This window comes from Bacillus sp. V3-13, assembly GCF_002860165.1.
GTDB lineage: Bacteria > Bacillota > Bacilli > Bacillales > Cytobacillaceae > Bacillus_BJ.
The window spans coordinates 1-24,819 of the sequence record NZ_PGUZ01000101.1 but is presented as its reverse complement, the minus strand read 5'-3'; the positions used below and the strand labels follow the sequence as shown (position 1 = coordinate 24,819).

The following is a 24,819-nucleotide window of genomic DNA, read 5'->3' as shown; positions in this document are numbered from 1 at the left end:
TCTTGACACTTACTCGGGTTGGACTTTCACCAACTAGCAATTAACGGCTTGCTGGGCACGCATCAACAAAAAACCTTTACCAACATGTGGCAAAGGTTTTAAATACAGATAAAGACCTTTACCGGCAGGCAAAGGTCTTGCTAACAACGTTAGGTTGCCAACAAAGCCGGGAGTGATAAACTCCGAAATGACGACTTTGCTGTAAAAGCTACTCCCCTCTAGGAGAACTATTCAACTAATTACCGTTAGCATAATACAAAGTATATTTAATTGTCAACATTTTCGATCGTCGATATTCTAACATAGTGTTATTGTCCCTCTGTAATTTGAATTTGCTTTATTAAGTCATTCACCCTTTCTTTATTGACAAAGCCGGTCTTTTCTTCAAGCGCATTTGCGGCGCCGCATGCAGAAGCAAGAATAAGTGTTTCTTCAATAGGCAGTTTTCTTGCCAGCCCCACAGCAATACCTGCAACAAAGGCGTCTCCAGATCCGACTGCGCTTACTGTTTGAACTTTTGCAGCGGTTACTTTATAGCGTTTTTGTTCATAAATGACAAAGGAACCGTTTCGGCCATCCGATACAATAACAAGGGGAATTCCTTTCCTATGTAATATCTCGATTGCATCCCAAATATCTTTTTCGCTTTTCAAAGGCTTGTGAAGCAGCTGTTCCAATTCTTCACGATTCGGCTTTATCATATATGGACGTTCGGAGAGACACTCCCATAACGTTTGTCCACTTGTATCCAGCAACACTTTCAGTTGTCTTTTCTTAGCTTCCATAAGAATGAACTGATACAACTCTGCCGAGACCCCGCGGGGAAGTGAACCGCTAATGATAAGAATATCCAAATTACTTAAGATTTCAATTAAACGCTTTTTGAAAATCTTTTGTTCTTCCGCCGTGACGAAGGGGCCTTCCGGAAGTATTTCTGTTTGATTATCCATATTGTCAACGAAAGCAAGACACTGCCTGGATTCTTCGTTTATTTCTATAAATTGATCGTGAACACCCATTTTTTTCAGTTCTGAACGAATAAATTGTCCGCTGTATCCACCAATAAAACCAGTTGCAACTGCATCTTCCCCAAGTAACTTTACAACCCTCGTGACATTTAAACCTTTTCCCCCTGCGGTTCTTACCGGGTTCTTTGTACGAGTCGCGTTCCCGATCAGGAATTGTTCAAGTTTATAAAGCGTATCAATAGCAGGGTTCAATGTAATTGTTGCAATTTTAAGCTTTGCCATCGCTGCCACACATTTTTATTTTGTCTTTTACGATTTGTTTCATTGCATCTTTTCCGGGAGTTAAATATTTGCGCGGGTCGCTGGCATCCGGGTGTTCTTGAAAATATCGTTTCACTGCATTCGAAAAAGGAATTTTCAAATCAGTTGCTATATTTACCTTGCATATCCCAAGTTGAATCGTTTTTCTTACCATCTCGTTTGGAATATCAGATGCGCCGTGCAGGACAAGAGGAATGTTTACTTGTTTTTGAATTTCAGTAAGTCTGTTAAAGTCAATCTTCGGTTCACCTGAATACAACCCATGCGCCGTTCCTATGGCTACAGCTAACGAGTCGATATTTGTGAGTTCACAGAATTCCTTTGCCTGCCCTGGATTTGTGTAAATCGCATCTTTTTCATCAACAACTAAATCATCTTCAATCCCGCCTAAGCGGCCAAGTTCTGCTTCTACGGAAACACCTTGTGCATGAGCATATTCCACAACTTCTTTTACTATGCGGACATTCTCTTCGTACGGATGGTGTGAAGCATCAATCATACAGGATTTGACGCCCAGGTCTATATATTTTCTAATCTCTTCAAATGTCTCGAAGTGATCAAGGTGAAGGGCAATCGGGATGTCATACTTTCTCGCAGCTGTTTCAACGATAGCAACGAGATAATCTCCCCCGGCATATGAAATCGTCCCGGGAGTTCCAGCGAGAATCACAGGGGAACGTAATTCCGCTGCAGTCTCCACGACTACCTGTACTGTTTCCAAGTTGTGAATATTAAAAGCAGGAATCGCATACTTCTCTTTTTGGGCTTTTCTAAACATGTCAATTGTATTTACAATTCTTCCGCTTGCTGCCATGTTCATGCTTCTATTTCCTCCTTAGTAAAAACAAACTGCCCGTTTACCATTGTTGCTTTCACATCAAAATCCTGGTCTATGAATACAACATTGGCTTTCTTTCCAATTTCCAAAGAGCCTATTTCTTTATCCAATCCCAACAATTTTGCCTGATTAAGGGTTGCCATTGGCAGTATTTGTTCAAGCGGCAAGCGAAGGACAGCTTGAGTGTTTTTTATACAGTCCATTAAGTTTGTCGTACTTCCGGCGAGCGACCCTGTATCGATGGTTCTCGCGATCCGGTCTTTTACTTTGACTGCCAATGTACCAAGCATATAGTCTCCATCGGGTAAATCGGCAGCGGCCATTAGATCGCTGATCAACAAGATATGATTGCTCCCCTTGGCTTTATAAAGGAGCTTAATAGCTGCCGGGTATACATGCCGCAAGTCAGCAATACACTCACAGAAAACCATCTCATTCGTTAAAAAAGCTCCCAAGCAACCCGGCTCACGATGGTTAAAACCTCTCATCCCGTTAAAGGTGTGGACGGAAATACTTGCCCCATTTTCGATTGCATGAGTCGCGGTTTCATAGTCAGCATTTGTATGTCCAAGTGAGACAATAATACCTTTTTCTGAAAGGTACTTAATTGCCTCGATTGTGTTGTGTTTTTCAGGAGCAATCGTGATAATTTTAATCGTATGGTTTGAGGCTGCGATTAAATCGTCCAAATCAGCGAGTGATATCTCACGCATGTATTTAGTGGGGTGTGCACCTTTATGTTCCGGTGTAAGATAGGGTCCCTCAATATAGGAACCCAATATCTCTGCACCACATGTATTTCCCATCACTAGGTGTACTGCTTTGGCAGCCTGTTTAATTTTTTCAAAATCATGTGTCAGGGTCGTTGGCAAGAAACCTGTAACCCCATGCCTTGCAAGGTTACTAGAAATCCCTTGCAAGGCATCCAATGAACCATCCATCGTGTCATATCCTGCTATCCCATGTATATGAAGGTCGATCAGGCCGGGAATTGCAGTAAACCTTGAAAAATCGAGTATCCCGCATTCCGGCTTGATGGTTGTAATCTCTTTAATTCTTCCGTTCTCAACTACTAGATAACCAGCTTCGCAGGTTTTCTCAGGAGTAAAAATCTTTTTTGTTTGTATAGCTTGCATTAAATGCCTGCACCTTCTTTTTTAGGACGATCGATCTTTTCAAAGCTTTTGATGGCGTCTTTCCCTGTTTGAATTGCCAAGTTTTTCAAAGTGTCGATTGGATGCATGTCTTTTATCAAGGCTGTTTCGATAATCATTCCCAGATTCGCTCCGCCGATAACAGCGCAATTCCTCCGGCTTCCTGAAATTAATACGGCTGTTTTAAAAGGAGAGCCGCCCGCTAAATCACAAAGGAATAATACCCCGTCACAATCTTCCAGCTTGCTTAATGCCGCTTTTAAATTTCGTTCGAGATCAGCCACTGTGTCCTGTTCCTGGAAGTCCACATATTCTACCCCCGGCTGATCTCCCGCAATCAATTTGACAGAAGAGCGAAGACCGGAGGCAAAAGATCCATGTCCGCTAATAATTAATCCGTTCAAGTGAACGCCTCCTTGTTATAGAATTGTTCCAAATGGAAATGGTATCTTCCCGACTATTCCAATAATCACCGTTATAAGGATAAGGATTACTGGTGATAAGCCTTTTTTCAAAAGAAAATACATGAACAAGGCGTAAGAAAGCGGCAGGAGATTCGGCATAATTTTATCCAGCAAATCCTTTTGCAGGGCTATTTCTGCCTTTCCTGCATGAATAACTAAACTTGTCTGAAGTTTAACAAATGAGGCAATAAGCGCACCAACTACTGTCAAACCGACAATTGACGCAGCATGGGAGACTTTTTTTGTATTTTCCTTTAACGAACTGATGGCATTTGTCCCCGTATTGTAGCCATAGTGCATTAAACCGAATCTTAAGCCGAAATGTACGACATTGAAGATAATAAGGAACACGACGGCACCCATAGGACTTCCATCCTGTCCCAAAGATGCTCCGATTCCTACACAAATCGGCAGAAGGGTAAGCCAGAATAAAGCATCGCCGATACCCCCGAGCGGCCCCATCATCGCAACACGAATCGCCCTGATTGTATTTCTATTTTGTTTTCCTTCTTCCATGGCAAGTACAATTCCCATGATGATATTGACCAGGAATGGATGAGTATTGAAAAACTCCATGTGACTTTTCATTGATTCGCTGAGATCCTGCTTGTTCCTATGGATTTTTTTCAATCCCGGGAGAATGGAATACAGCCAGCCAGCGGCCTGCATTCTTTCATAATTAAATGAGGCCTGGAGCAAGAGCGAGCGCCATACCATATGATTTAAATCTTTTTTTGTGATTACTTGTTCAGCTTCAGCGTTTTGATAATAATCCGGGCTTATTTCTGTATTTTCTTGAGCGTGAGATATTGCTTTATCAGATGCCACGTCTAGGAACCCCCCTTGCGACCGATCCATCGCCTGTATTTGATTTATAATAATCATAGAGAGCTATAGCCATCCCTACCAGGGCAACAGCAATAATTGGCAGATTCATATATGTTACGAGAATAAAACCGATGATAAAAAAGGCAACATATTGCTTTTTCAACATGATCTTTAACAGCATCGCGAATCCGATCGCAGCCATCATTCCACCAGCTGCCCCAAGCCCTGCAATTAGCCAGGATGGGAGCATTTCCACGACATTTTTTGCTGCTTCTGCGCCAAAATAAACCGGAAGGAAAGCGATTACAAAGTAAAATATGAATAAGGTTGCAATTCCCAAATAATTGATTCGATCTATACCCTTTGTATCTGCTTCTTCAGCATATTTATCAGCTTTATGCATAATAGGCGAAAAAGCGGTAAACATTAACGTAATACATGCCTGTACAGCAACTGCAAATGGAACGGCTATCCCAATGGCCACTTTTGGTTCCTGGCCGGTAAGTATCGCAAACGCCGTTCCGATTATTCCCCCGATAACGACATTTGGAGGCTGGGCGCCAGCCAGCGGAACCATACCTGCCCATACGAGTTCAATCGCTGCCCCCGTAATCACACCTGTTTTCAAATCTCCTAAAATGAGTCCAATGACAACACCTGTTACAATCGGCCGGTGAATATGCAAAAGGCCATTAAATAAATCTATTCCTGCAATACCCGCCCATAGGGCAATGAGTAATGCCGCCACCAACATATCTGGCATCTGGTTTTCAACTCCTTTTTTATAAATGTTTTAATATATCGTCTGGTCTTTCATCCGGCACTCGCCGGACCTCCAGCTTGATACCATGGTCGCGTAAAGCTCTCAATGCTTCTTTATCATTTTCATCTACTGAAACAGTGGAAAATAGTTGAGTCTTTCCAACTGAATAGTGCATATTTCCGATATTGACTTTATCAATCGGCACTCCCCCTTTAACGAGGCGCAATACATCCTGAGGCGTTTTTACAACCAAGAAAATATACTGATCATCGGCCGCATCGTGAATAATATCGATCGTTGTTTGGATCGAAAAAAACCGGATTCCAATCGATGAAGGAATAACCATTTCCATTAGGTCCTGCTGTACTTCATCTTCTGCCACTTCATCATTGGCAACGACTATTAAATTTGCCCCCAAATGATTGACCCATGTAACTCCTACTTGCCCATGCACCAGACGGTTGTCGATCCTAGTTAATAAAATGTTAGGCATAGTAAGTCCCCCTTTTTAGTTATTGAAAGAATAAAGTTGAACACCCTGTACAACCCGATTTACCACACCAGATGGTGAAGGATTATCAGGGGAAATCCCATGTTTAATTGAATTTAGTAATGCAAATATTTGACCATAGATTAAATAATTTAACACTATTAAACTATCGTCCAGGTAATAGTTGTGTTCTCCTGGAACTGTAATAACTTGATTACATAATTCCTCCGCTTCTTTCAATTCGGAAGACACAACAGCCACTACATGCTTATCGCCACCATCATTTTGAAGTTCCCTTAGCAGATCCAATTCATATTTTCGTGTATATGGGTCATTTGATATGTAAATGATGATTACAGTTTCATTGTCCACAATCGATTTTGGGCCATGCCGGAAACCCAAAACAGACTCCCATAAAGTTGTAACTGATCCTGCAGTAAGCTCTAAATGTTTCAGACAAGCTTCTTTTGCCAGCCCCATTAGTGTAGAGGAACCTAAATAAACAACTTTTTTCTTATTTAAATCTATTATTTTTTGAATTTCTTTATATTGCGTATCAAGAATTCGCCGGGCATTTTCTACTAATCCATCAATCTTTTTCTTGATTTCGTCCAGATGTTCAATATTAAACAGCAGCAATGCCGACATATACATACAGCTGAATGAACTGGTCATTGCAAAGCCCTTATCGTTTGAATCCTCAGGCATATAAATAACTAAACTATTTTCATCTGCCTTTGCCTTCTTCGCGAGATTGCCATCACGATTGCAGGTGATAACGATATGATAAAGCTTGGGTATTAATTGCCGGGCTAAATCATAAGCGCCGATCGACTCGGGACTGTTACCACTTCTGGCAAATGAGATTAGAACCGTCGTCGTCTCTTTTTTGAAATAATTCAGTGGATTAGCAACCAGATCAGTTGTAGGAATTGATTCTACCTGATTGTGAATGTTTCTCCGAATAAACGGAGCAAGAGTGTCCCCTATATATGCAGAACTGCCGGCGCCAGTAAAAATGATCCGGGCATTTTCTGTGTAAACCTTTTCATTTAAGAAGTTATGAATTTCTTCTTTCTGCTTATGAATAATTTGTAAAGTTTCCAGCCACAGCTTTGGTTGCTGATCAATTTCTTTTGCAGTAAATCGACTGTCTGTCTTATCAATTTCTTTATTCTTTAAAAAATTCATTTTACTAAACCCTCCAATAAACTTTACTGTTTATTATATAATGACGTCACTACCAGTTATATTAAACCTAGAATTAATTTTCTAGGCGGACGCTATATTTAAACTTATCGCCTCTGGCAATTGTGCTGGTGTATTCGATAATTCCATGGATTCCATAGGTAAACCTTTCAATTCTCAACGACGGGATAGAGCTCGGCATATTTAGCAGTTTGGCCTCACTTTCCTTCGTTTTTACTGGGGTGAATAATTCTTCTGCCATCGTTATTTTTGTTTGGAAACGATTTGTAAAAATGTCGTACAACGCAGTCGTTTCTAAATCCCTTCTCTCTATCCCGGGAAATAGTTCGTACGGGACGTAAGAAGTTTCAAGCAGCATTGGAACATTATCTGCCAGGCGAAGTCTTGAAAACTCATAGATTTTACTGCCTTCAGGCAAAGCCAGTTTTTTTCCTATTTTTTTATCGGCGTCTATAATATCGAATGATAAAACTTTAGAAGTTGGCATCTTGCCTAATTTTTTCATTTCTTCTGTAAATGAGTAAAACTTAATCAGGTCTTGTTTTACCTTCTTCGGTGACACAAAGGTGCCTTTTCCATGAACTTTATAAATATACCCATCCCGTTCAAGCTCATTAATAGCCTGTCTTACGGTAGTCCGGGACAAATCATATTTAGTGCAAATTTCCCGTTCAGAAGGTAATTGCTCATGTTCTTTTAAATCGTGTTCCATTTCATCTATGAGAATATCCATAAGTTGAATATATAATGGAATTCTACTTTTCTTATCGATATGTTTCATCATGCACCTCTTTTTGAACCACCAGTGGTCGTGTGGTCATTACCAGTTTAAGCTTTAATTATTTTTTTGTAAAGGGGTATTTAAATATTTTTTTCATTTTTTCCGACAAAGCACCCTTAATTACTTCGTTCACATATTTAATAGAATTATTTAAATTATTTTATTATATTGACATATCAATATTCCTCTGTTAAATTATTTTTAATATATAAAATTGATGACGAGAAGAGTAAGATGGGACCACTGTTCTACAGAGAGCCGGCATGTTGGTGGAAGCCGGTGTTCAGTACTTATCCGAAGATCATCTCCGAGATGCAAAGCTGAAAGCAGTAAGCTTTGACGGGTCCTCCGCCGTTACGATGGAGCACGTATGATGGTACGTTGACTGAGCGCCGTGAGTTTTGTTAAAAGCTGCGGAATAAGGGTGGTAACGCGAGCACAAACTCGTCCCTATTTTTAGGGGCGGGTTTTTTATTTTTTATAGAGTAAAGGAGAGAAAATCATGAGGAAATTTGACACCTTATTTATTGGATTAATGTTATTTTCAATGTTTTTTGGAGCCGGGAACTTGATCTTCCCTCCATTCCTTGGCGCGCAATCCGGCACTGCATTCTGGTTCGCCATGGCTGGGTTTATTCTGACGGCAGTCGGCCTTCCTTTTGCAGTGCTGCTTGCCGTTTCGCTTGCTAAGGGCGGGGCACAGACAATTGGAAACCGCGTTCACCCATATTTCAGCGCAATCTTTATGGTTATTGTGTATTTATCCATTGGCCCGTTCCTGGCGATTCCGAGAAATGCGAATGTTGCTTTCGAAATGGGCGTCATGCCTTTCGTCCCTGAATCTGCAAATGCAGCTTTGATCTTATTTTTATATACTGTGATTTTCTTTTCACTTGTATTTGTCATCAGCTTAAACCCGTCCAAAATGGAAAAGTATATGGGCCGCTGGATTACACCTGTCCTGCTTTTATCAATGGTTGTCTTGTGCGTTGTCGGATTTGCCAATCTCGACGCACCATTGCAATCACCGGCTGCTGAATACCAGGCTGGGGCATTTTTCAAGGGGTTTTTAGAAGGGTACAACACAATGGATGCCCTCGCATCGCTCGCGTTTGGAATCGTTATTCTGACCGCTATTCAACAAAGAGGAGTCCGCGAAGAAAAGCAGTTAACAAAATATACGATGAAAGCAGCTGTCATCGCCGGATTGTTACTTACACTTGTGTATGTCAGCTTAGGACTGATCGGCGGGAAAATGGCGGCAATGGGGAAGTTTGAAAACGGAACAGAAATCCTTTCCGCTGCTTCCACACTGTTATTGGGGCAAAGCGGTACGGCATTGCTTGGCTTCATTTTTACTTTGGCTTGCTTTACAACAGTGGTTGGATTAACGACAGCATGCGGTCAATACTTCTCGAAACTCATTCCAAAAGCAAGTTATAAATTGGTCGTTTTAGCGGTCACCCTGGTTGGATTCACGCTTTCAAACCTGGGCTTAAGCCAGATTCTGAAAGTATCTGTACCATTCCTTGTTACAGCGTATCCATTAACAATCGTTTTGATCACTCTTGCCTTCTTTAACCGTTACTTTAAAAATACGAAAAAGGTATACGGCAGCGCGATGCTATTTACAGGAGTGTTTGCTGTGATTGGCGGATTAAACACATTTGGTCTCGATTTGGGACCGCTGCAATCCTTGCGTGAAGTGCTTCCGTTCTCGTCAGTCGGACTTGAATGGGTTATGCCTGCTCTTGTTGGTACTGGTATCGGCTTGCTTTTAAGCACATTTGGCAGGAAACAGGCAATGGTGGAAAAGCAGGCGGATATAAAAGCTTCATGAATATGAAAAAGACTAGCTTCTGTTCGGGGCTAGTCTTATTTCATAGAATCTTTTCGAAATGCTTTTTCATGGAAGCTCGTGTCAATCAGTTTTGAAACCTATGGGACTATAGCTATAATCCAGTCTTTCATCTGTATACGCACTCAAACCCAAATGCTCCCTATTTCTTTTTTGAACCACTAAATTCAGAAGCTTCATAAAATTCCTGTTTTGCGGCAGAGTAAATTTTTTGCTTGGTGATAGCTTCAGGAAGTGGAATGTTACCGTACTCTTTTTTCAAAAGCATAGCCAACGCGAAAGAGATTAAACCGATCCAAATGGAACTTTTGATGACGCTAATGATAAGCAGAAGTAAGGCAACCAGTACAAGACTATACCAAGTACCTTTTGACAGCTTCATTTCTTATTCCTCCAAATTATAGGCAAGGCCAAGTTCATTTTGTTCAGGTTTATAAGCGCCGACAGCTTCAAATAATTTTGCCTGGATATTTACATAAGAGTTAAACTCAATGCGTTCCAGCATATCATAAGCTTTTCGAAGTGTAGTATCGATAACCAAAATTCCGTGTTCACGAAGCAATGTTGCCACAGGCATATCTGTAACGCGTGTTTGCATATATTTTCTTACATTATCCGCCAATTGCTGGCTTGTTGCAGGGGCAAAGTCAAGAGTCACAATTTCCCCCAGTTTTCTTGTACTTTCACATAAATGGGGTAATGGTAGCCCCAGCGAGGCAAATACCATTGATTCTTTCGGGTGGGCATGAATGACCGCTCCTGCTTTAGGGAGTGTATCAAACACCGCGATATGCATGTTAAACTCACGCGTAACCTTGCCTTCCCCATCAATTATATGCCCGTCCCTGTCAATCACGAGAATTTCCTCCGGCTTAAGCCGGCAAAATTTCGCCTGGGACATCAACGTGGGTGTCATAATAAAGTGTTGATCACTTACTTTGACACTTATATTTCCACCTGCTGCATTCGTAATAAAACGATCAAACATCATCTTCGTCACTTCACATAAATCCAACCGTTCTGCCGAATACATCATATCGTGACCTCCTCTATTTTTTCGATTAGAACTTCATTTAGCAATGCTTCCGCCTTTTCAAGAGAAAATGATGAGCTTTTATCCAGCGCAGCTTTGGATGCACTCAATGCGGTTGCAAATCGAAATATGTCTTCGGGCTGCTGGTTCGCAAATAATTTAGCAATTGTCCCGCCTAAAAAAACATCTCCGCATCCTGTATCATTCACCTCTGTTATTTTCGGAGGCGTTATCTTATAAATATTGTTCTGATGGCCAACCAGGCTGCCGTTTTTCCCGAGTGATACAACAACATACTCGATGCCAAAGCTTAATAGCTTACGTATCTCTGTGACATATTCACTAATAGTTTGTAATGGATGACCAATAAGCTCCTGGAATTCGAATTCATTTGGCTTAATTAAAAAAGGCTTTATTTCAACAGCGGTTTTGAGATATTCAGCTGCAGCGTCTACTACGAGCCGCCCTTGTTTTTGCTTTACTAAAAGCAATAATTGTTTATATTTTTGGATGTCCACTCCTTTTGGCGGACCGCCGGCAAAAACAACAATATCGTTCGCTTTCACGCATTTATCAAATTTTTCAAGGAATCTGTTATAAGACCGATTTGATATTTCAAACCCTTGTTCAGTAATCATGTAACTGCCTTCCCCTGAATTGTCGATCAGGACAAGAGTTTCACGGATAGCCGAATTTTTTTGGCTGACAAAATCGTATATAACGTTTTTTTCTTCTAGCAGTTTATATAAAATATCTTTATTAAGTTCACCGACAAATCCAGTTGCTATATTGGGTATTTTCAAGCTTGATAATACGATCGAAACGTGCGTGGCTTTACCTCCAATATCGAGTGAAATACTCTTTGCTTTGTTATTATGCTTGCGGGTTAAAATTCCATCGATATGAACAATCCGATCGATCGCTGTGTTTAGCGTTACTGTGTAGATCATAATCATTTCACATCCTGTCTGATGTTTGGATGCCCGTTTAATCTCTGCTCAAAAAGTTTTGAACCGAAATGGAACTGTTATATACTAAATGTATGGGCTCCTCGTTGACGGTCCGGAGCCCATGAATACATGGCAAGTCTTTGTTCGACAAGATGCCAGCTTCAATCTGCCAATTGATTAGGCAATCTTGTCGAACGGATTTCCTTCTTCTGTTACGATTCTATCGGATACCTTTTTCATGCCTTTTAAGTACCATATGAACAATCCCAACCAAACAATTGCCCCTATTAATCCCAAAATCTCGCCATTTATAACGTTTGCTGCATGAGCGAATACATAGCGGAAGACAGGGTATTCAATTGTGCTCCATGATATAAGCTGTCCAGCCGGCACCTCAAGGGCTTTTGTGTCCATTGCCAAATTAGTAATCGTGGGAGCAAATACTGTAGCAATGTATAAAAAGACCGGTGTTGTAACGGCTCCCAAGATGACCATACGAACGAGATTCCCTCCCGTGACAATTAATGCCGGAACTGCAATCGAGAGATTGATGATGCCTGCAAAAGGGAGGATATTGTTCCCTGGAAGCACTACTGCCAGCAATAATGTGATTGGGACTAACATGATCGTTGTTACCCACATTTCATTGCAGCCTGCCATTATCGGCCAATCTAAGCCGATGTAAAATTCCCTTCCTTCGAACCTCTTTTTCATAAACTCAGACGTAGCATCCGACAGTGGTGCCAGTGCCTGCATAAATAGCTTTGCTACCATAGGGAAGAGCGTGAGCGCAGTTGCACCCTGGATGCCGAGCATCAATGTCTCCTGGACGCTGTATTTAGCAAAGATACCGAGCAATACAGCGATAATGAATCCCATCACATGGTTTTCTGCAAATATACCAAGTCTTTGCTTTAACCAATTCGCGTCAATTTGTTTTTTCATTCCTGGCACAAAATCGAGCAGCCTGTTTAAGGGATACAGGATGACACCGATTATGTTCATACTGTGTGTAGTTGTAACACCAGGTATTTGTGTCAGCTTTTGAATTTGTTTTTGGTTCACATCGGCAAGCTTTAATTCTGCGAACATTTGAATGACAGCAATGATAAATGCCGCTACAACATTACCAGTGACACCGACAACAAGAACTGCTGTTAAAATTTTTCCCCAGACATTCCATAAGTCCACATTTAATGTATTTGTTTGTTTCGTTGCGAGCATGATTAAATTAACACCAATCTGGAATGGAAACATCAGGAACGCTAACGGCCATGCCCATGCCAGTGTCGCCATCGAAGTCCAGCCGCCATCAATAGCATTTAATTCAATCCCCGTATTTTTTACAAATTGTTGCGCCGCGGGACCGATGGAGTCCATCATGAATCCGACAACAAGTCCCATTCCTACAAACGCTACCCCAAGTGTTAAGGCACTAGTGAAAGCTTCCTTAAACTTCATCCGGACAACCAACCCGATAACGATCATAATCAGCGGAACAAATACCGGTGCACCAAGATCCAAAATAAAATCAAATATCGTTTTAACTGAATCCATTTTAATCCCCCCAGGATTTAGTTCTATTTATTTTACTTGAATTGCATCAATCACTTTTTGAAGTTCTGCGTCCATCCCGACACCAGTTAAAAATGCAATTCCATTGCAAACCGGAATCGGATATTGTTTCTCAGGCTTTGTTATTGCAATATAAACGGAAGCATTTTTTATATAGGCATCGAGAGATTTAATATCGACCGCTTCGACTTGTGCGGATACTCCTTTCTGTTCAAGTAGTTTTTTCACCTTGGAGGCGACTGTTTGAGATGTTGCCACTCCGGAACCACACGCCACGATAACTCGTTTCATTGATAACAACTCCTTTTAGGCTACATTTTTTTTCAAAATGTCCATAATTTTGTTTTCGTCATTCTCATTTACAATTCGGTTCATTGCTTCACTGTTCATGAACATTTCGATTAATTTTTCCAGAAGGGGTGCCTGGGCTTCAGACTTATTCAAACCAAGCACAAAAATGAATCGGGCCTTTACTGCCTGATCGTCCGTACCCATTTCAACAAATTCAATCTCTTGATCCGGCCTGACGACCATGATAAATGGTGTAAGAATGTTTTCCGGATCTGTGTGTGGAATCGCTACATGAAATGGATCGGTTCGCAATCCCGTAGGATATTTTTGTTCCCTTTCCATGATTGCTTTTTTAAAATTTTCTTTGACATAGCCTTTTTCCATGAGATAATTTGATACTTTCTCAAAAAAATCATCTTTGCTGGAACAATGAAGGTTTGTTAAAATTAAATCTTTATTAAAAAGCTCACTAAAAAGCTCCATAATCCTTCCCGCCTTATTTCTCAAGTTGACCGTATCCTTTAAAGCGCTCAACCATAATCTCCATTTCCGCATCAGGCAATATAACAGGTTCGCCAATGGCTTTAGCCTGCCAGTAAAGCCTTGCACAAAATTCTAATTGTTCGGTTATGGCAAAAGCCTCTTGCAGCGTTTTTCCCGCAACATTGATACCATGGTTTGCAAGCAACACAGCTTTTCTGCCTTCCATTCCTTTCAAGGCATTTTCAGCCAGTTCTTTCGTTCCATAAGTGGCATATGTGGCGCATTTAACGTCTTTTCCACCGGCATGGGCAACCAAATAATCAACAGCAGGCAAATCCCATCTCATACATGAAATAGTCGTTGCATATAGTGCATGCGTATGAATCATGGCACTGACATCATCCCGGTTTCGATAGACTGTTGCATGCATTTCCAACTCGCTTGATGGCTTTAAAATTCCGTCAATAATGTTTCCTTGCAAATCAGTAATAACCACATCAGCTGGTTTCATTTTAAAATACTCTATTCCGCTCGGTGATATTGCCATGTATCCGCTTTCTTTTTTGAAAATACTTAAGTTCCCTCCGGTTCCCGTAGTCAAATTGCTGGTAATCAGCCTTTTCCCATACTCAACAATCGCTTCCCTTTCTTGTTGCATTAATAAATTCACAGATGTTGTCATTCTTTTTCTTCCCCTCCTTTATGAGATAAAAGTACTATGTGTCTCGCCGTCGTGAGCATCACCCCTTTCACTGTCATCTATAACGGAATATGATTCTATTAAATTACGAATCTTACTTTTATCTTTCGACTTTATTATTTTTCTTACATTCTCTTGTTCCGCTACTAAATCATTTAATTGCATTAACGCTTTTAGATGTTTTTTACGGTCTATTGCAGCAATCATAATAACGAGATTTACGGGTAGGCCTTCCGCAAATTCGACTTCTTCCTCAAGAATCAGCATGCTCATAGCTAAACAGTTTACTCCATCCTCCGGCCTGGCATGAGGGATGGCAACACGGGGTGCAATCACGATATACGGCTCTTCTTCCTTGAAGTTTTCAATAATCGTATCTACATAGCAGGATTCTATTGCATTTGACTCTAAAAGTGGAATTGCCGCCATTCGTACCGCTTCCTGCCATGAACAAACGCTTTTTTTGAAAATAATATTTTCCTGTGTAATCAGATCCGATAAAGCAGGGTTATCACTTACAGATTTGAGTCGTTCAAGACGAATATTTTCGTTCTGCAGACATTCTCGTAATGCTTGCTTTAATGTCAACTTATCCTTAATGGTGGCATGCCTTTGAATTACTTGTATTAACCGGTCATAATCAATGTTGCTGGAACCAAATCCATAAAGTTCTTGAGATACATTCAACTTTAGTCTTTGTTTGTCTGATTCGGATATAAAAGGCTTTACAAGAAATAGTTTTTTATCAGTCCTTATGAATGTGGTGGAAAAAACAATATTGTAATCCAGAGGGTAATCTTGAAAGTCGCGTACTGAAATATGATCCAGGAAAATGAATTCTGGAAACATTTCACGCAAAGTTTCAAATAACAACTTTGAAACAGATATTCCATTAGGACATACTACAAGAGCTTTTTTTCGAATCGATATTTCTTCCCCTTGTTTTCGCAGCCATCCACCGATAAGCATAGTTAAGTAAGCGCATTCACTATTAGGTACGGCCTGATTAACCAGTCTCTCCAAAGGTTTAGTAGATTTCTTGACTAGATGGTGCAATTCCCTGTGCTCCTCAATAATTAGCTCTTCTAATGGATTTTCAACAGTTAACCCATATTTCATTCGATAATAGGCTGGCCGCAGATGTAAATAAAGCCTATTGACGAGCTCATCTTTATCAATGAAGGATACACACGCCAGTTTTTCAAATATACCAAGCATGCTCCTTGTTACTTCAATTAAAGCTGGCATATTGTTATCATCAAATACATCTGTTGAAGAAACATTGGATGAAAGTAATTGGAGGGTAATAAAGAGGCGCTCTTGTTCGTTAGCTTCTTCTATATCACAAAAAAGCTCTTCAACAACCTGGTACTCTTTTGTATAAGAAAGATCCTGGTATTGGATCCCATAATATTTAATTTTCTTTTGCCTTTTCATTCTTCTAACAAGCGTCGCCAATATATATGGCAATTCCGTTAGTTTTTCATCGGTAAATCTCACATTTAACCTATCTTCAACATCTTCCAAACGGGAACGGATCATTTGTACCTCTTCTTCGGGTATGTCTAAAATTTTCATCATCCATTGTTCACCATTGGCCATCCATAGCAATTTACGGACGAGTTCAATGATCAATTTTCTCTTGTCAAACTCTTTTCCTTCTATTAAATATCCATTACGACGGCTGTAGTTCAGTTTTAATTTCAAGGGCTCCAGTATTTGTCCGGCCCCTTTTAGATCTTGTAAAATAGTATTGCGGGAAACCTTCAAAGCAATAGAAAAGTGCAACAATGATAATTCTTCCTGACGGCTCAGTAACATAAGAAGGATCATTTGCTCCCTTTCTTTTTCAGAAGGTACAAATTTATGAGCAGAAGATCGTTCAATAATTTCCGGAAGCTTCGAACTTACAATAGAATCAATAAAAAGTCCTGTTTGACGGTTATTCTCCATTGTCGGAAGCTGATTTTCCAAAAGCCATTCATTAATTTTATTTAAGCTGTAATTAACTTGACGACGCGTTAAACCATACTTTTTTTTCAAATCGACAATATTTGTTCCAGAAGTCAAAATTATCTCTTTTAATAACTTGGTACTTCGATCATCAAGCTCCATGATGATCACCTCCTCCTCTTCAATTTTATTTTATCGCTGGAAATCGTAAATTTGTATGCCTTTTCCACCCGACTTTTGGTTAATAAGTGTACATAGACTGTGATGATCAATTTATTTTAGGTGAACGGTATAGTTTGAAAATCTAATTTGAACAAAAATTCTTTAAAGCGACATTAACCATAAAAATTTAAAAAGATCAGCCCCTATTAAATGGAGACTGACCTTTAATACTAATCGCTTATGTTAAATGAGCTAATAAAAAATGCCACTTCTTTTTAGTACGGAGAGGATGGCCTTCCTGGAATGTGAAGGGACTCGTATTCTTCTTAGCCTGCCTGAAAAGGAAGAGTTTGCGCAATCAAGTTCTGTGATCTATTTTTTAGTTGAAAATATAAAAGAGAAACATCAAGAATTATTAACCAAGGGTGTGACCTTTATCGACGAACCACATATTGTCGCAAAAATGGGGCAAACCGAGACATGGATGACGTTTTTTAAAGATTCAGAAGAAAATACTCATGCCTTAATGAGTGAAGTGCAAGCTTAACGTGAATTGAAGGATACCATTTTGTTCAAGGTATCCTTTCATTTATATTAAGTATTAAATGTCTATTTGTTGTTTAACGGATTTGGAACGTTTTTCTATACCATTCAAGCGTTTCTTTAATGGCGACCCGATGAGGGGTTATATCCTCTCCAAAAGCCTTTTTATATTTACTATGGTCGACTACAAATGGCTTTTCGAATTGATAAAATGTACCTTTTAATTCACGCATATTTTTATTAAAAACGCCGATAAGCGACAATAGTCCCTTGGATGCTACCCGAAACTTCGGTTCATGCTTTGCCTCTGCAAAAATCAAGGTAACTAACTGCCTGGTAGTCAGCGTCTCAGCACTTGGGATGTGCCAAACTTCTCCCAATGCCTCTTCACGTTCTCCCAAAGTAACGAGCCCTTTTGCGAAATCGCGTATATATGTAAATGTATGAGGTACGTCGATATTTCCTAATAATAACGCTGGCTTGCCCAAAAGCGCGTTCTTACAAACTTGAACTCCGATGGCAGATTCAAGTACCTGCGGACCGTAAAAGTCAGGCGCTCTCCCAATGGTTGCTTGAACTTTACCGCTTTTATGTGCTGCAAGAAGTTTGTTTGCCATCTCTCCCCTTGTTATCCCTTTAGAATCGGTAGCCTTGTAATCTAAACTCTCAGTTAAGGCATGATCTGTCGGTCCATACATATACAGATTATCCGCATAGACGAGTTTAGCATCTGTATGTGCAGCTGCTTCAATCAAACCATCCATGATAGGAGGGAATTTTTCCGGCCATTCAGAATATGGTGGTTTGGCACAATGATAAATCACTTTTGCTCCCTTGCATGCCTGGCGAATACTTTCTGTGTTCGTTGCGTCTCCTTGAACAACTTGGACACCATTCGCAACATTTGCCTTGCCACTGCGATTCACCATTCGCACTTGTTTTCCTTTTGAAATTAGTTCATCCATTATCGCTGATCCCAAGGGACCCGTTCCAATAATTACGTGTAGTTCCCCATTACTCATTGACATTACCTCTTCTCATTTTTTCATAAGGTCTCAATTTAAAAGTTAGAAGGACCAGTTCAACCACTGGTGGTGACTGGCCCATTTACATCTATTTATGATATCATGAAAGTTATCCCGCTTTCATCGCTTTTGCAAAATCCTCAATTCTTTCAGTCGATAGAGCGGAATAGTCTGATTTCAAAAGGAAAGCAAAGAAGCTTGCTGACATCAGGATCACATAGAGGAGAAAACACGAGTTGTAGGTTGTCAAAAATGAGTATGAGGCATAGGTGTACAAAAAATATCCCAGCGTTCCGGCGAGCAATAAACGGCCGCGAATTGATTCCCGTCTTGTTAGATAAAGAGAAATGGCAAGCAGAGGAATTCCCAGCGCAAGGGTTACGATATCCTGCGCTATTTCCTGTTCGGCACCTGAAGCAGAATCATTTTTATAAATTCCTTTGCCATAGAGCTGGATTGTTTCACCGGACCATGTAGTAAATTGATGCGGTCCCGAGCCAGAGCTTGAGAATATTCCATAAGCCGAAGCCGCCAGCGACAAAGCAAATATTAATAAGGTCAGAATACGGATCGATTTTTTTACTTCATCATACAACCTCCTTCCCTACGAGATGTTTTTAAAAAAATCCCCTTCGTGAATAACTTCACAAATAAACTTAAAAGAAAATAAATTTAATCTTTGCTTTCACCCCTTTAGTACAATAACTTGGGTGTTTCCTAATGTTTATTTTACCATCATCTAGGGAACTTTTTTCAATGAGAATACATGTCACAAAGATTTCATAATTAAATAATAGACCTGATCCGGTCGTGGGTCAGGTCTAACTTAATTAGCACCGCAACTCTTTTTGTATTTCTTACCGCTGCCACAGAGACAAGGTCAAACCCAACGTTTTTGCGAATGTAAAACAAAAGGTGGGCTAGTTGAAAGGGATGGTTAGATAATAAATGAATCGAATTTGTTAAAATCTTTAGCTACTCACAAATGATATAGTCTTTGTATCTATCATCCTCTTTCAGTTCACTGATAAACTTATTGTAGATCTCATCCTCACCGAGCGTCCGAATGACTTCCAACTTATTGAAGTTGGCCAGAAAGTCCTCCTCAGTCCCGTTGTCGATGTTGCAAGAATCATCGATAATTTTCGCGACAATGGCTGCATGATCTTGATCCTTTAGCAACATCATATAATAGATCGATGCACTCATTTGATTACACTCCTTTCCATATGATGATTCTCTCAGAATTTTCCCATATTTCTTTATAACGAAAATTGAGAAGGTACCAAAACACCCCAAAATGTCTTTTGATTTTGCATGATGTTTCTCTATACCGAAAATTGAGAAGGTACCAAAACTTTCCTGAATAGCCTTCTGCTTATCTGTGAGTTTCTCTATACCGAAAATTGAGAAGGTACCAAAACAGTTAACCGCATCGGAAACAATATGGGCAAGTTTCTCTATACCGAAAATTGAGAAGGTACCAAAACAGCAGATCGAAAAGATTCGGAAGCTTGAACGTTTCTCTATACCGAAAATTGAGAAGGTACCAAAACAGTAAGCTATGAATCATCAAAGGAGACTTCGTTTCTCTATACCGAAAATTGAGAAGGTACCAAAACTCAGTCACCTACTTTAGTACGTTCCATTTTGTTTCTCTATACCGAAAATTGAGAAGGTACCAAAACGCTACCGTAACGAATGTAACTGCCGCCATCGTTTCTCTATACCGAAAATTGAGAAGGTACCAAAACTATCCATTGCTTTGACGCTCCACATTTTTTGTTTCTCTATACCGAAAATTGAGAAGGTACCAAAACACTTCATTCTAAGTCCCTCCCGTTTCTTATGTTTCTCTATACCGAAAATTGAGAAGGTACCAAAACAAAGCGCGTTAAAGTATCCAATAAGCTGATGTTTCTCTATACCGAAAATTGAGAAGGTACCAAAACCACACTCTCGGGCTGTTGCGCGGTTCTCTTGTTTCTCTATACCAAAAATTGAGAAGGTACCAAAACCAAGGACATTCACTACATTTCAGCTGAAGAGTTTCTCTATACCGAAAATTGAGAAGGTACCAAAACTTGCCCGTATTTCACCAATTCATCGCCGATGTTTCTCTATACCGAAAATTGAGAAGGTACCAAAACCATTTGAAGACAAAGAAGATGATTGCTCCAGTTTCTCTATACCGAAAATTGAGAAGGTACCAAAACATTTTACAGGACATGTAGTCGACAATACGAGTTTCTCTATACCGAAAATTGAGAAGGTACCAAAACTAAAAATTGCATCAGATCATTAAAACCCTCTGTTTCTCTATACCGAAAATTGAGAAGGTACCAAAACTCAGGAATTCATGGTTGAAATCCGCAACAGTTTCTCTATACCGAAAATTGAGAAGGTACCAAAACTAACCAACTAACCGGCCATCATCATCGAAGGTTTCTCTATACCGAAAATTGAGAAGGTACCAAAACTTTCTTCAAGTTTACTGAACTCGAATTTTGTTTCTCTATACCGAAAATTGAGAAGGTACCAAAACAAGCCATAGCGACCGCCGTCTTTACAGTTTGTTTCTCTATACCGAAAATTGAGAAGGTACCAAAACAAAATGTTCGGATTGTTCACTACTGAATCCGTTTCTCTATACCGAAAATTGAGAAGGTACCAAAACTTGGACGTAACCGTAAAGATATGAAGTGGAGTTTCTCTATACCGAAAATTGAGAAGGTACCAAAACCTTTCGGTTGCTCCTCTGTTACCTGACTAAGTTTCTCTATACCGAAAATTGAGAAGGTACCAAAACCATGTGGGTAAAAGAGAAAGCCTGGTTAGGGTTTCTCTATACCGAAAATTGAGAAGGTACCAAAACCCAACTGATTTGGCAAAGCGATCATCGAGGTTTCTCTATACCGAAAATTGAGAAGGTACCAAAACCTAATCGAATCAGTTTAGCTTTTTGTTCTTGTTTCTCTATACCGAAAATTGAGAAGGTACCAAAACATCTATTACACGAACAGTCTTTCAGCTGCTGTTTCTCTATACCGAAAATTGAGAAGGTACCAAAACCTAGACATGTGCAGATGGTTACATTAAACAGTTTCTCTATACCGAAAATTGAGAAGGTACCAAAACCATTAGGGCGGTATAAGTACGTTTATCCAAGTTTCTCTATACCGAAAATTGAGAAGGTACCAAAACTCACGGCGTGAATGAGTTGATCGAGTTTGGGTTTCTCTATACCGAAAATTGAGAAGGTACCAAAACTAATAACATCAAAGCATCCTGCTTCTTTGAGTTTCTCTATACCGAAAATTGAGAAGGTACCAAAACCTTGGGGAACATGGCAAACAATAGCTCTTAGTTTCTCTATACCGAAAATTGAGAAGGTACCAAAACTTGTGGAGCTGGAGGTTTTGATCTCGGTTTGTTTCTCTATACCGAAAATTGAGAAGGTACCAAAACTTAAAAGCTCAACTATTTCGTTCATAGATTGTTTCTCTATACCGAAAATTGAGAAGGTACCAAAACCTAGTCTTAGATAGCCATTTGCATCAAAGTGTTTCTCTATACCGAAAATTGAGAAGGTACCAAAACCCAACTGATTAAAAGTTTAGGATATATTTGGTTTCTCTATACCGAAAATTGAGAAGGTACCAAAACGAGAACCAAAATACAATCCTGTTGTATTTAGTTTCTCTATACCGAAAATTGAGAAGGTACCAAAACGGCACGTCGGGGGCTTGTATACAGCTCACAGTTTCTCTATACCGAAAATTGAGAAGGTACCAAAACACATTACAACCCTCTCATCCAAAGAAGCAAGTTTCTCTATACCGAAAATTGAGAAGGTACCAAAACGTGAGCACCTACTTGTCTTTCTTCTGTTTTGTTTCTCTATACCGAAAATTGAGAAGGTACCAAAACCCAGATGATTAATCATTTCAAGTGCTGGTGGTTTCTCTATACCGAAAATTGAGAAGGTACCAAAACCCAGTTTGCGAGAAAACTTGGTGGAAAGGCGTTTCTCTATACCGAAAATTGAGAAGGTACCAAAACAAAACGCGATTTAACGATGCAACTAACAAAGTTTCTCTATACCGAAAATTGAGAAGGTACCAAAACTTACTACAGGCATAAAGTCAACCGGGTTAGGTTTCTCTATACCGAAAATTGAGAAGGTACCAAAACATTTAGGCCAGCTCCCTTATGATGACCTCAGTTTCTCTATACCGAAAATTGAGAAGGTACCAAAACCTTTTCACTCGTGAACAAGAATAACATATAGTTTCTCTATACCGAAAATTGAGAAGGTACCAAAACTCAGCCGCTTACTGGCACTTTGAATCATCTGTTTCTCTATACCGAAAATTGAGAAGGTACCAAAACAAGGTCGTCTACTTATCTTTCTTTTTCTTCGTTTCTCTATACCGAAAATTGAGAAGGTACCAAAACCTGTGAGCTGAAAATCTGTGATTCCAATAGGTTTCTCTATACCGAAAATTGAGAAGGTACCAAAACCCTTCGTGATCATATCATCGAGAAATTTGTGTTTCTCTATACCGAAAATTGAGAAGGTACCAAAACTTACTGCAAGGATTATATTTTGGAGCATCAGTTTCTCTATACCGAAAATTGAGAAGGTACCAAAACGAAGTAGAGTATTCAGTAGCAAGCGATATAGTTTCTCTATACCGAAAATTGAGAAGGTACCAAAACTCTCTTCGAGTTCTTGTTCATCCAGAACTGGTTTCTCTATACCGAAAATTGAGAAGGTACCAAAACACGTGATCTCGTCCTCTGGCTCAACCAGGTGTTTCTCTATACCGAAAATTGAGAAGGTACCAAAACCAGACATTGCTCAAGGCCTGCTTGCCGGTGGTTTCTCTATACCGAAAATTGAGAAGGTACCAAAACTTATGTCGGATTCTAAAGCCGCACCGTCTGGTTTCTCTATACCGAAAATTGAGAAGGTACCAAAACACACCAGAAAGGAAGCTACGCTTTGGTTCAAGTTTCTCTATACCGAAAATTGAGAAGGTACCAAAACCTTGTCCCACCGCTCAGCCAAAACGATAAATGTTTCTCTATACCGAAAATTGAGAAGGTACCAAAACAAGTGTTAGCATTGTCTCATCTTTCTTTTCGTTTCTCTATACCGAAAATTGAGAAGGTACCAAAACCCTTACTTCTTGTACTATACCCGCCATTTGGTTTCTCTATACCGAAAATTGAGAAGGTACCAAAACCTTAGTTGGCTATGAAGTGAGAACTATTAGTTTCTCTATACCGAAAATTGAGAAGGTACCAAAACCCGGATCCAAACAAATCATACCTTGCACAGTTTCTCTATACCGAAAATTGAGAAGGTACCAAAACCTCATTTTGATTATACCATATCGAGTAAAAGCCTAATAATAACACTTCAAAAACTCCTTTAAATTCCCTGAAATACCTGTCATATCAAGGTTTACCGATATATCTAAATGAAATAACATTACAAATACAAGTACTAATATCTTTTCATTCTGCATTGAGGATAAAGTAAGAAATTTATTATTAAATTCAAAGTTATCCACAGCTCTTAATAATGAGTTCTTTGCTTGAATGAAAGTTAGTTCATCACAGATAAATGGGACCTCATTTATTACTTTACGTTTTATATTTTCTAACCGTGCTTCATTTATGATTTCACCGTTACACACATAATTGCAATGTTTAGTTGTTTTTTGATTGGTTACAATAATAATTTTAGTACCCATGGATGCCAATAAATTTATGTTCTCCATAAACTCAATAACCTGGGAGTTATCCGCATAAAGCTCTGGAAATTCAATAAGAATTAGCCTGCGCTTTTCCAACTCTTTGTTAGACAATAATTTTAACAGCATGATTTTATAATCAATAGGTGTCATCATTTGCTTTTCAGCAAACAGAGAAATAAAAGATTGTAGATTATTTGATTCAAAAGGTTTGAGTTTAACACCTACTTCATACTTTGCAAACTTATTCTTAATGAATAGCAGTTCTTCTTCTAATTCACCCCATACTTCTTGTAATTCTTGATAAACATGGGAAAGAGCCAATTCCTCACAAATTTGTTCCTGCATATCCCTTAAAGGTGACTTGGCTGCAATTTTATCGAATTGTAGATGCGCGTCAAAGGGAATGAAAAAGCATTCCCAATCTTTAAGAAATAGCGGTTGAGTATCTTCAAATATCTTTACGGTTGATTGTTTATTTATAAAATAATCTTCAATTAAACGGATCAATTTATACCAAAGTGAATCGTATCCTTTTAATACGGTAACAGGGCCTACCTCAATTTCCCAAGCTTCTGTATCATTTGAAATATGCCAGATTATCATAATAAGTTTCATTCCTTTCGCTGTGCTCAAGGCACAAAAATTTAATGAAAGTACTCTCT

Annotated in this window: 22 protein-coding genes, 2 pseudogenes, 1 CRISPR repeat array and 1 other annotated feature; of the genes and pseudogenes, 2 read left to right on the top strand and 22 right to left on the bottom strand. The window is 39.5% G+C overall.

Features of this window, described 5'->3' with window-relative positions; genetic code table 11:
• Positions 1 to 308 precede the first annotated feature (308 nt).
• The 9 genes from pfkB to CU633_RS22275 all read right to left on the bottom strand — a co-directional run bounded on the left by pfkB (position 309) and on the right by CU633_RS22275 (position 7,816).
• The gene (gene pfkB, locus CU633_RS22315) at positions 309 to 1,250 is read right to left on the bottom strand and encodes a 1-phosphofructokinase (RefSeq protein ID WP_101662735.1); all 942 of its coding nucleotides are present in this window, start codon (positions 1,248 to 1,250) and stop codon (positions 309 to 311) included.
• On the bottom strand, positions 1,237 to 2,109 hold the full coding sequence (locus CU633_RS22310) for a tagatose bisphosphate family class II aldolase (protein WP_219620990.1): 873 nt from the start codon (positions 2,107 to 2,109) through the stop codon (positions 1,237 to 1,239). The genes pfkB and CU633_RS22310 overlap by 14 nt, the downstream gene beginning before the upstream one ends.
• Positions 2,106 to 3,263, bottom strand: coding sequence for an N-acetylglucosamine-6-phosphate deacetylase (gene nagA, locus CU633_RS22305; RefSeq protein WP_101662734.1), 1,158 nt, complete (start codon positions 3,261 to 3,263; stop codon positions 2,106 to 2,108). Before nagA ends, CU633_RS22310 begins: the two co-directional genes overlap by 4 nt.
• Complete coding sequence (gene agaF, locus CU633_RS22300; protein ID WP_101662733.1) at positions 3,263 to 3,685, bottom strand: PTS galactosamine/N-acetylgalactosamine transporter subunit IIA; 423 nt, start codon at positions 3,683 to 3,685, stop codon at positions 3,263 to 3,265. Before agaF ends, nagA begins: the two co-directional genes overlap by 1 nt.
• 15 nt (positions 3,686 to 3,700) lie before the next feature.
• A complete protein-coding gene (locus CU633_RS22295) occupies positions 3,701 to 4,573 on the bottom strand; it encodes a PTS system mannose/fructose/sorbose family transporter subunit IID (RefSeq protein WP_257959291.1) in 873 nt (290 codons plus the stop codon).
• Positions 4,563 to 5,336: a PTS N-acetylgalactosamine transporter subunit IIC gene (gene agaW, locus CU633_RS22290; protein ID WP_257959289.1), complete on the bottom strand. Its 774-nt coding sequence runs from the start codon at positions 5,334 to 5,336 to the stop codon at positions 4,563 to 4,565. Before agaW ends, CU633_RS22295 begins: the two co-directional genes overlap by 11 nt.
• Positions 5,337 to 5,355: 19 nt before the next feature.
• Positions 5,356 to 5,829, bottom strand: coding sequence for a PTS N-acetylgalactosamine transporter subunit IIB (gene agaV, locus CU633_RS22285; RefSeq protein ID WP_101662732.1), 474 nt, complete (start codon positions 5,827 to 5,829; stop codon positions 5,356 to 5,358).
• A gap of 15 nt (positions 5,830 to 5,844) precedes the next feature.
• Entirely contained in the window at positions 5,845 to 7,017 is a 1,173-nt protein-coding gene (locus CU633_RS22280; protein WP_101662731.1) for an SIS domain-containing protein, read from the bottom strand.
• 73 nt (positions 7,018 to 7,090) lie between these two features.
• Positions 7,091 to 7,816 (bottom strand): GntR family transcriptional regulator, encoded by a 726-nt coding sequence (locus CU633_RS22275; RefSeq protein WP_101662730.1) that lies wholly within the window; start codon positions 7,814 to 7,816, stop codon positions 7,091 to 7,093.
• 208 nt (positions 7,817 to 8,024) lie between these two features.
• Positions 8,025 to 8,271, top strand: a binding site (T-box leader).
• Between the two features lie 47 nt (positions 8,272 to 8,318).
• Between CU633_RS22275 and brnQ the strand changes: the two genes are divergently transcribed.
• Positions 8,319 to 9,656 carry a branched-chain amino acid transport system II carrier protein gene (gene brnQ / locus CU633_RS22270; protein WP_101662729.1) on the top strand — a complete coding sequence of 446 codons (1,338 nt, stop codon included), beginning with the start codon at positions 8,319 to 8,321 and terminating at the stop codon, positions 9,654 to 9,656.
• Positions 9,657 to 9,816: 160 nt separating this feature from the next.
• On the opposite strand, the gene CU633_RS22265 is transcribed toward brnQ, so the two are convergent.
• The 8 genes from CU633_RS22265 to CU633_RS22230 form a co-directional block, all read right to left on the bottom strand.
• On the bottom strand, positions 9,817 to 10,056 hold the full coding sequence (locus CU633_RS22265; protein ID WP_101662728.1) for a hypothetical protein: 240 nt from the start codon (positions 10,054 to 10,056) through the stop codon (positions 9,817 to 9,819).
• Between the two features lie 3 nt (positions 10,057 to 10,059).
• Entirely contained in the window at positions 10,060 to 10,710 is a 651-nt protein-coding gene (locus CU633_RS22260; RefSeq protein WP_101662727.1) for a class II aldolase/adducin family protein, read from the bottom strand.
• Entirely contained in the window at positions 10,707 to 11,657 is a 951-nt protein-coding gene (locus tag CU633_RS22255; RefSeq protein WP_180955085.1) for a 1-phosphofructokinase family hexose kinase, read from the bottom strand. The genes CU633_RS22260 and CU633_RS22255 overlap by 4 nt, the downstream gene beginning before the upstream one ends.
• A 177-nt stretch (positions 11,658 to 11,834) precedes the next feature.
• The gene (locus CU633_RS22250; protein ID WP_101662725.1) at positions 11,835 to 13,214 is read right to left on the bottom strand and encodes a PTS galactitol transporter subunit IIC; all 1,380 of its coding nucleotides are present in this window, start codon (positions 13,212 to 13,214) and stop codon (positions 11,835 to 11,837) included.
• 27 nt (positions 13,215 to 13,241) lie between these two features.
• The gene (locus CU633_RS22245) at positions 13,242 to 13,523 is read right to left on the bottom strand and encodes a PTS sugar transporter subunit IIB (RefSeq protein ID WP_101662724.1); all 282 of its coding nucleotides are present in this window, start codon (positions 13,521 to 13,523) and stop codon (positions 13,242 to 13,244) included.
• 15 nt (positions 13,524 to 13,538) lie between these two features.
• On the bottom strand, positions 13,539 to 14,006 hold the full coding sequence (locus tag CU633_RS22240; protein ID WP_180955084.1) for a PTS sugar transporter subunit IIA: 468 nt from the start codon (positions 14,004 to 14,006) through the stop codon (positions 13,539 to 13,541).
• Between the two features lie 13 nt (positions 14,007 to 14,019).
• On the bottom strand, positions 14,020 to 14,688 hold the full coding sequence (locus CU633_RS22235) for an L-fuculose-phosphate aldolase (RefSeq protein ID WP_219620989.1): 669 nt from the start codon (positions 14,686 to 14,688) through the stop codon (positions 14,020 to 14,022).
• Between the two features lie 18 nt (positions 14,689 to 14,706).
• A complete protein-coding gene (locus tag CU633_RS22230) occupies positions 14,707 to 16,821 on the bottom strand; it encodes a BglG family transcription antiterminator (protein WP_101662722.1) in 2,115 nt (704 codons plus the stop codon).
• 262 nt (positions 16,822 to 17,083) lie between these two features.
• Here CU633_RS22230 and CU633_RS22225 point away from each other — a divergent pair.
• A pseudogene (locus CU633_RS22225) lies at positions 17,084 to 17,368 on the top strand (VOC family protein); the annotation flags it as partial.
• A 73-nt stretch (positions 17,369 to 17,441) separates the two neighbouring features.
• Here the strand turns inward: CU633_RS22225 and CU633_RS22220 are convergent.
• The 5 genes and pseudogenes from CU633_RS22220 to CU633_RS23060 all read right to left on the bottom strand — a co-directional run.
• The gene (locus tag CU633_RS22220) at positions 17,442 to 18,386 is read right to left on the bottom strand and encodes an NAD-dependent epimerase/dehydratase family protein (protein WP_180955083.1); all 945 of its coding nucleotides are present in this window, start codon (positions 18,384 to 18,386) and stop codon (positions 17,442 to 17,444) included.
• A 112-nt stretch (positions 18,387 to 18,498) separates the two neighbouring features.
• A complete protein-coding gene (locus CU633_RS22215; protein WP_101662720.1) occupies positions 18,499 to 18,984 on the bottom strand; it encodes a hypothetical protein in 486 nt (161 codons plus the stop codon).
• Between the two features lie 231 nt (positions 18,985 to 19,215).
• A pseudogene (locus CU633_RS23725) lies at positions 19,216 to 19,269 on the bottom strand (SEC-C metal-binding domain-containing protein); the annotation flags it as partial.
• A 95-nt stretch (positions 19,270 to 19,364) separates the two neighbouring features.
• Positions 19,365 to 19,598 (bottom strand): hypothetical protein, encoded by a 234-nt coding sequence (locus tag CU633_RS22210; protein ID WP_101662719.1) that lies wholly within the window; start codon positions 19,596 to 19,598, stop codon positions 19,365 to 19,367.
• Positions 19,599 to 19,645: 47 nt separating this feature from the next.
• Positions 19,646 to 23,771: direct repeats of the CRISPR family, unit length 36 nt; unit sequence GTTTCTCTATACCGAAAATTGAGAAGGTACCAAAAC.
• A gap of 32 nt (positions 23,772 to 23,803) precedes the next feature.
• Positions 23,804 to 24,819: hypothetical protein (locus CU633_RS23060; protein ID WP_180955082.1), on the bottom strand; the 1,016-nt coding region annotated here is incomplete at its 5' end.

What these genes read in the sequence shown, in the direction of transcription:
- pfkB (WP_101662735.1), bottom strand. Translation starts at nt 1,250, where the DNA reads ATGGCAAAGCTTAAAATTGCAACAATTACATTGAACCCTGCTATTGAT.
- CU633_RS22310 (WP_219620990.1), bottom strand. Translation starts at nt 2,109, where the DNA reads ATGAACATGGCAGCAAGCGGAAGAATTGTAAATACAATTGACATGTTT.
- nagA (WP_101662734.1), bottom strand. Translation starts at nt 3,263, where the DNA reads ATGCAAGCTATACAAACAAAAAAGATTTTTACTCCTGAGAAAACCTGC.
- agaW (WP_257959289.1), bottom strand. Translation starts at nt 5,336, where the DNA reads ATGCCAGATATGTTGGTGGCGGCATTACTCATTGCCCTATGGGCGGGT.
- agaV (WP_101662732.1), bottom strand. Translation starts at nt 5,829, where the DNA reads ATGCCTAACATTTTATTAACTAGGATCGACAACCGTCTGGTGCATGGG.
- CU633_RS22280 (WP_101662731.1), bottom strand. Translation starts at nt 7,017, where the DNA reads ATGAATTTTTTAAAGAATAAAGAAATTGATAAGACAGACAGTCGATTT.
- CU633_RS22275 (WP_101662730.1), bottom strand. Translation starts at nt 7,816, where the DNA reads ATGAAACATATCGATAAGAAAAGTAGAATTCCATTATATATTCAACTT.
- brnQ (WP_101662729.1), top strand. Translation starts at nt 8,319, where the DNA reads ATGAGGAAATTTGACACCTTATTTATTGGATTAATGTTATTTTCAATG.
- CU633_RS22265 (WP_101662728.1), bottom strand. Translation starts at nt 10,056, where the DNA reads ATGAAGCTGTCAAAAGGTACTTGGTATAGTCTTGTACTGGTTGCCTTA.
- CU633_RS22260 (WP_101662727.1), bottom strand. Translation starts at nt 10,710, where the DNA reads ATGATGTATTCGGCAGAACGGTTGGATTTATGTGAAGTGACGAAGATG.
- CU633_RS22255 (WP_180955085.1), bottom strand. Translation starts at nt 11,657, where the DNA reads ATGATCTACACAGTAACGCTAAACACAGCGATCGATCGGATTGTTCAT.
- CU633_RS22250 (WP_101662725.1), bottom strand. Translation starts at nt 13,214, where the DNA reads ATGGATTCAGTTAAAACGATATTTGATTTTATTTTGGATCTTGGTGCA.
- CU633_RS22245 (WP_101662724.1), bottom strand. Translation starts at nt 13,523, where the DNA reads ATGAAACGAGTTATCGTGGCGTGTGGTTCCGGAGTGGCAACATCTCAA.
- CU633_RS22240 (WP_180955084.1), bottom strand. Translation starts at nt 14,006, where the DNA reads ATGGAGCTTTTTAGTGAGCTTTTTAATAAAGATTTAATTTTAACAAAC.
- CU633_RS22235 (WP_219620989.1), bottom strand. Translation starts at nt 14,688, where the DNA reads ATGACAACATCTGTGAATTTATTAATGCAACAAGAAAGGGAAGCGATT.
- CU633_RS22230 (WP_101662722.1), bottom strand. Translation starts at nt 16,821, where the DNA reads ATGGAGCTTGATGATCGAAGTACCAAGTTATTAAAAGAGATAATTTTG.
- CU633_RS22220 (WP_180955083.1), bottom strand. Translation starts at nt 18,386, where the DNA reads ATGAGTAATGGGGAACTACACGTAATTATTGGAACGGGTCCCTTGGGA.
- CU633_RS22210 (WP_101662719.1), bottom strand. Translation starts at nt 19,598, where the DNA reads ATGAGTGCATCGATCTATTATATGATGTTGCTAAAGGATCAAGATCAT.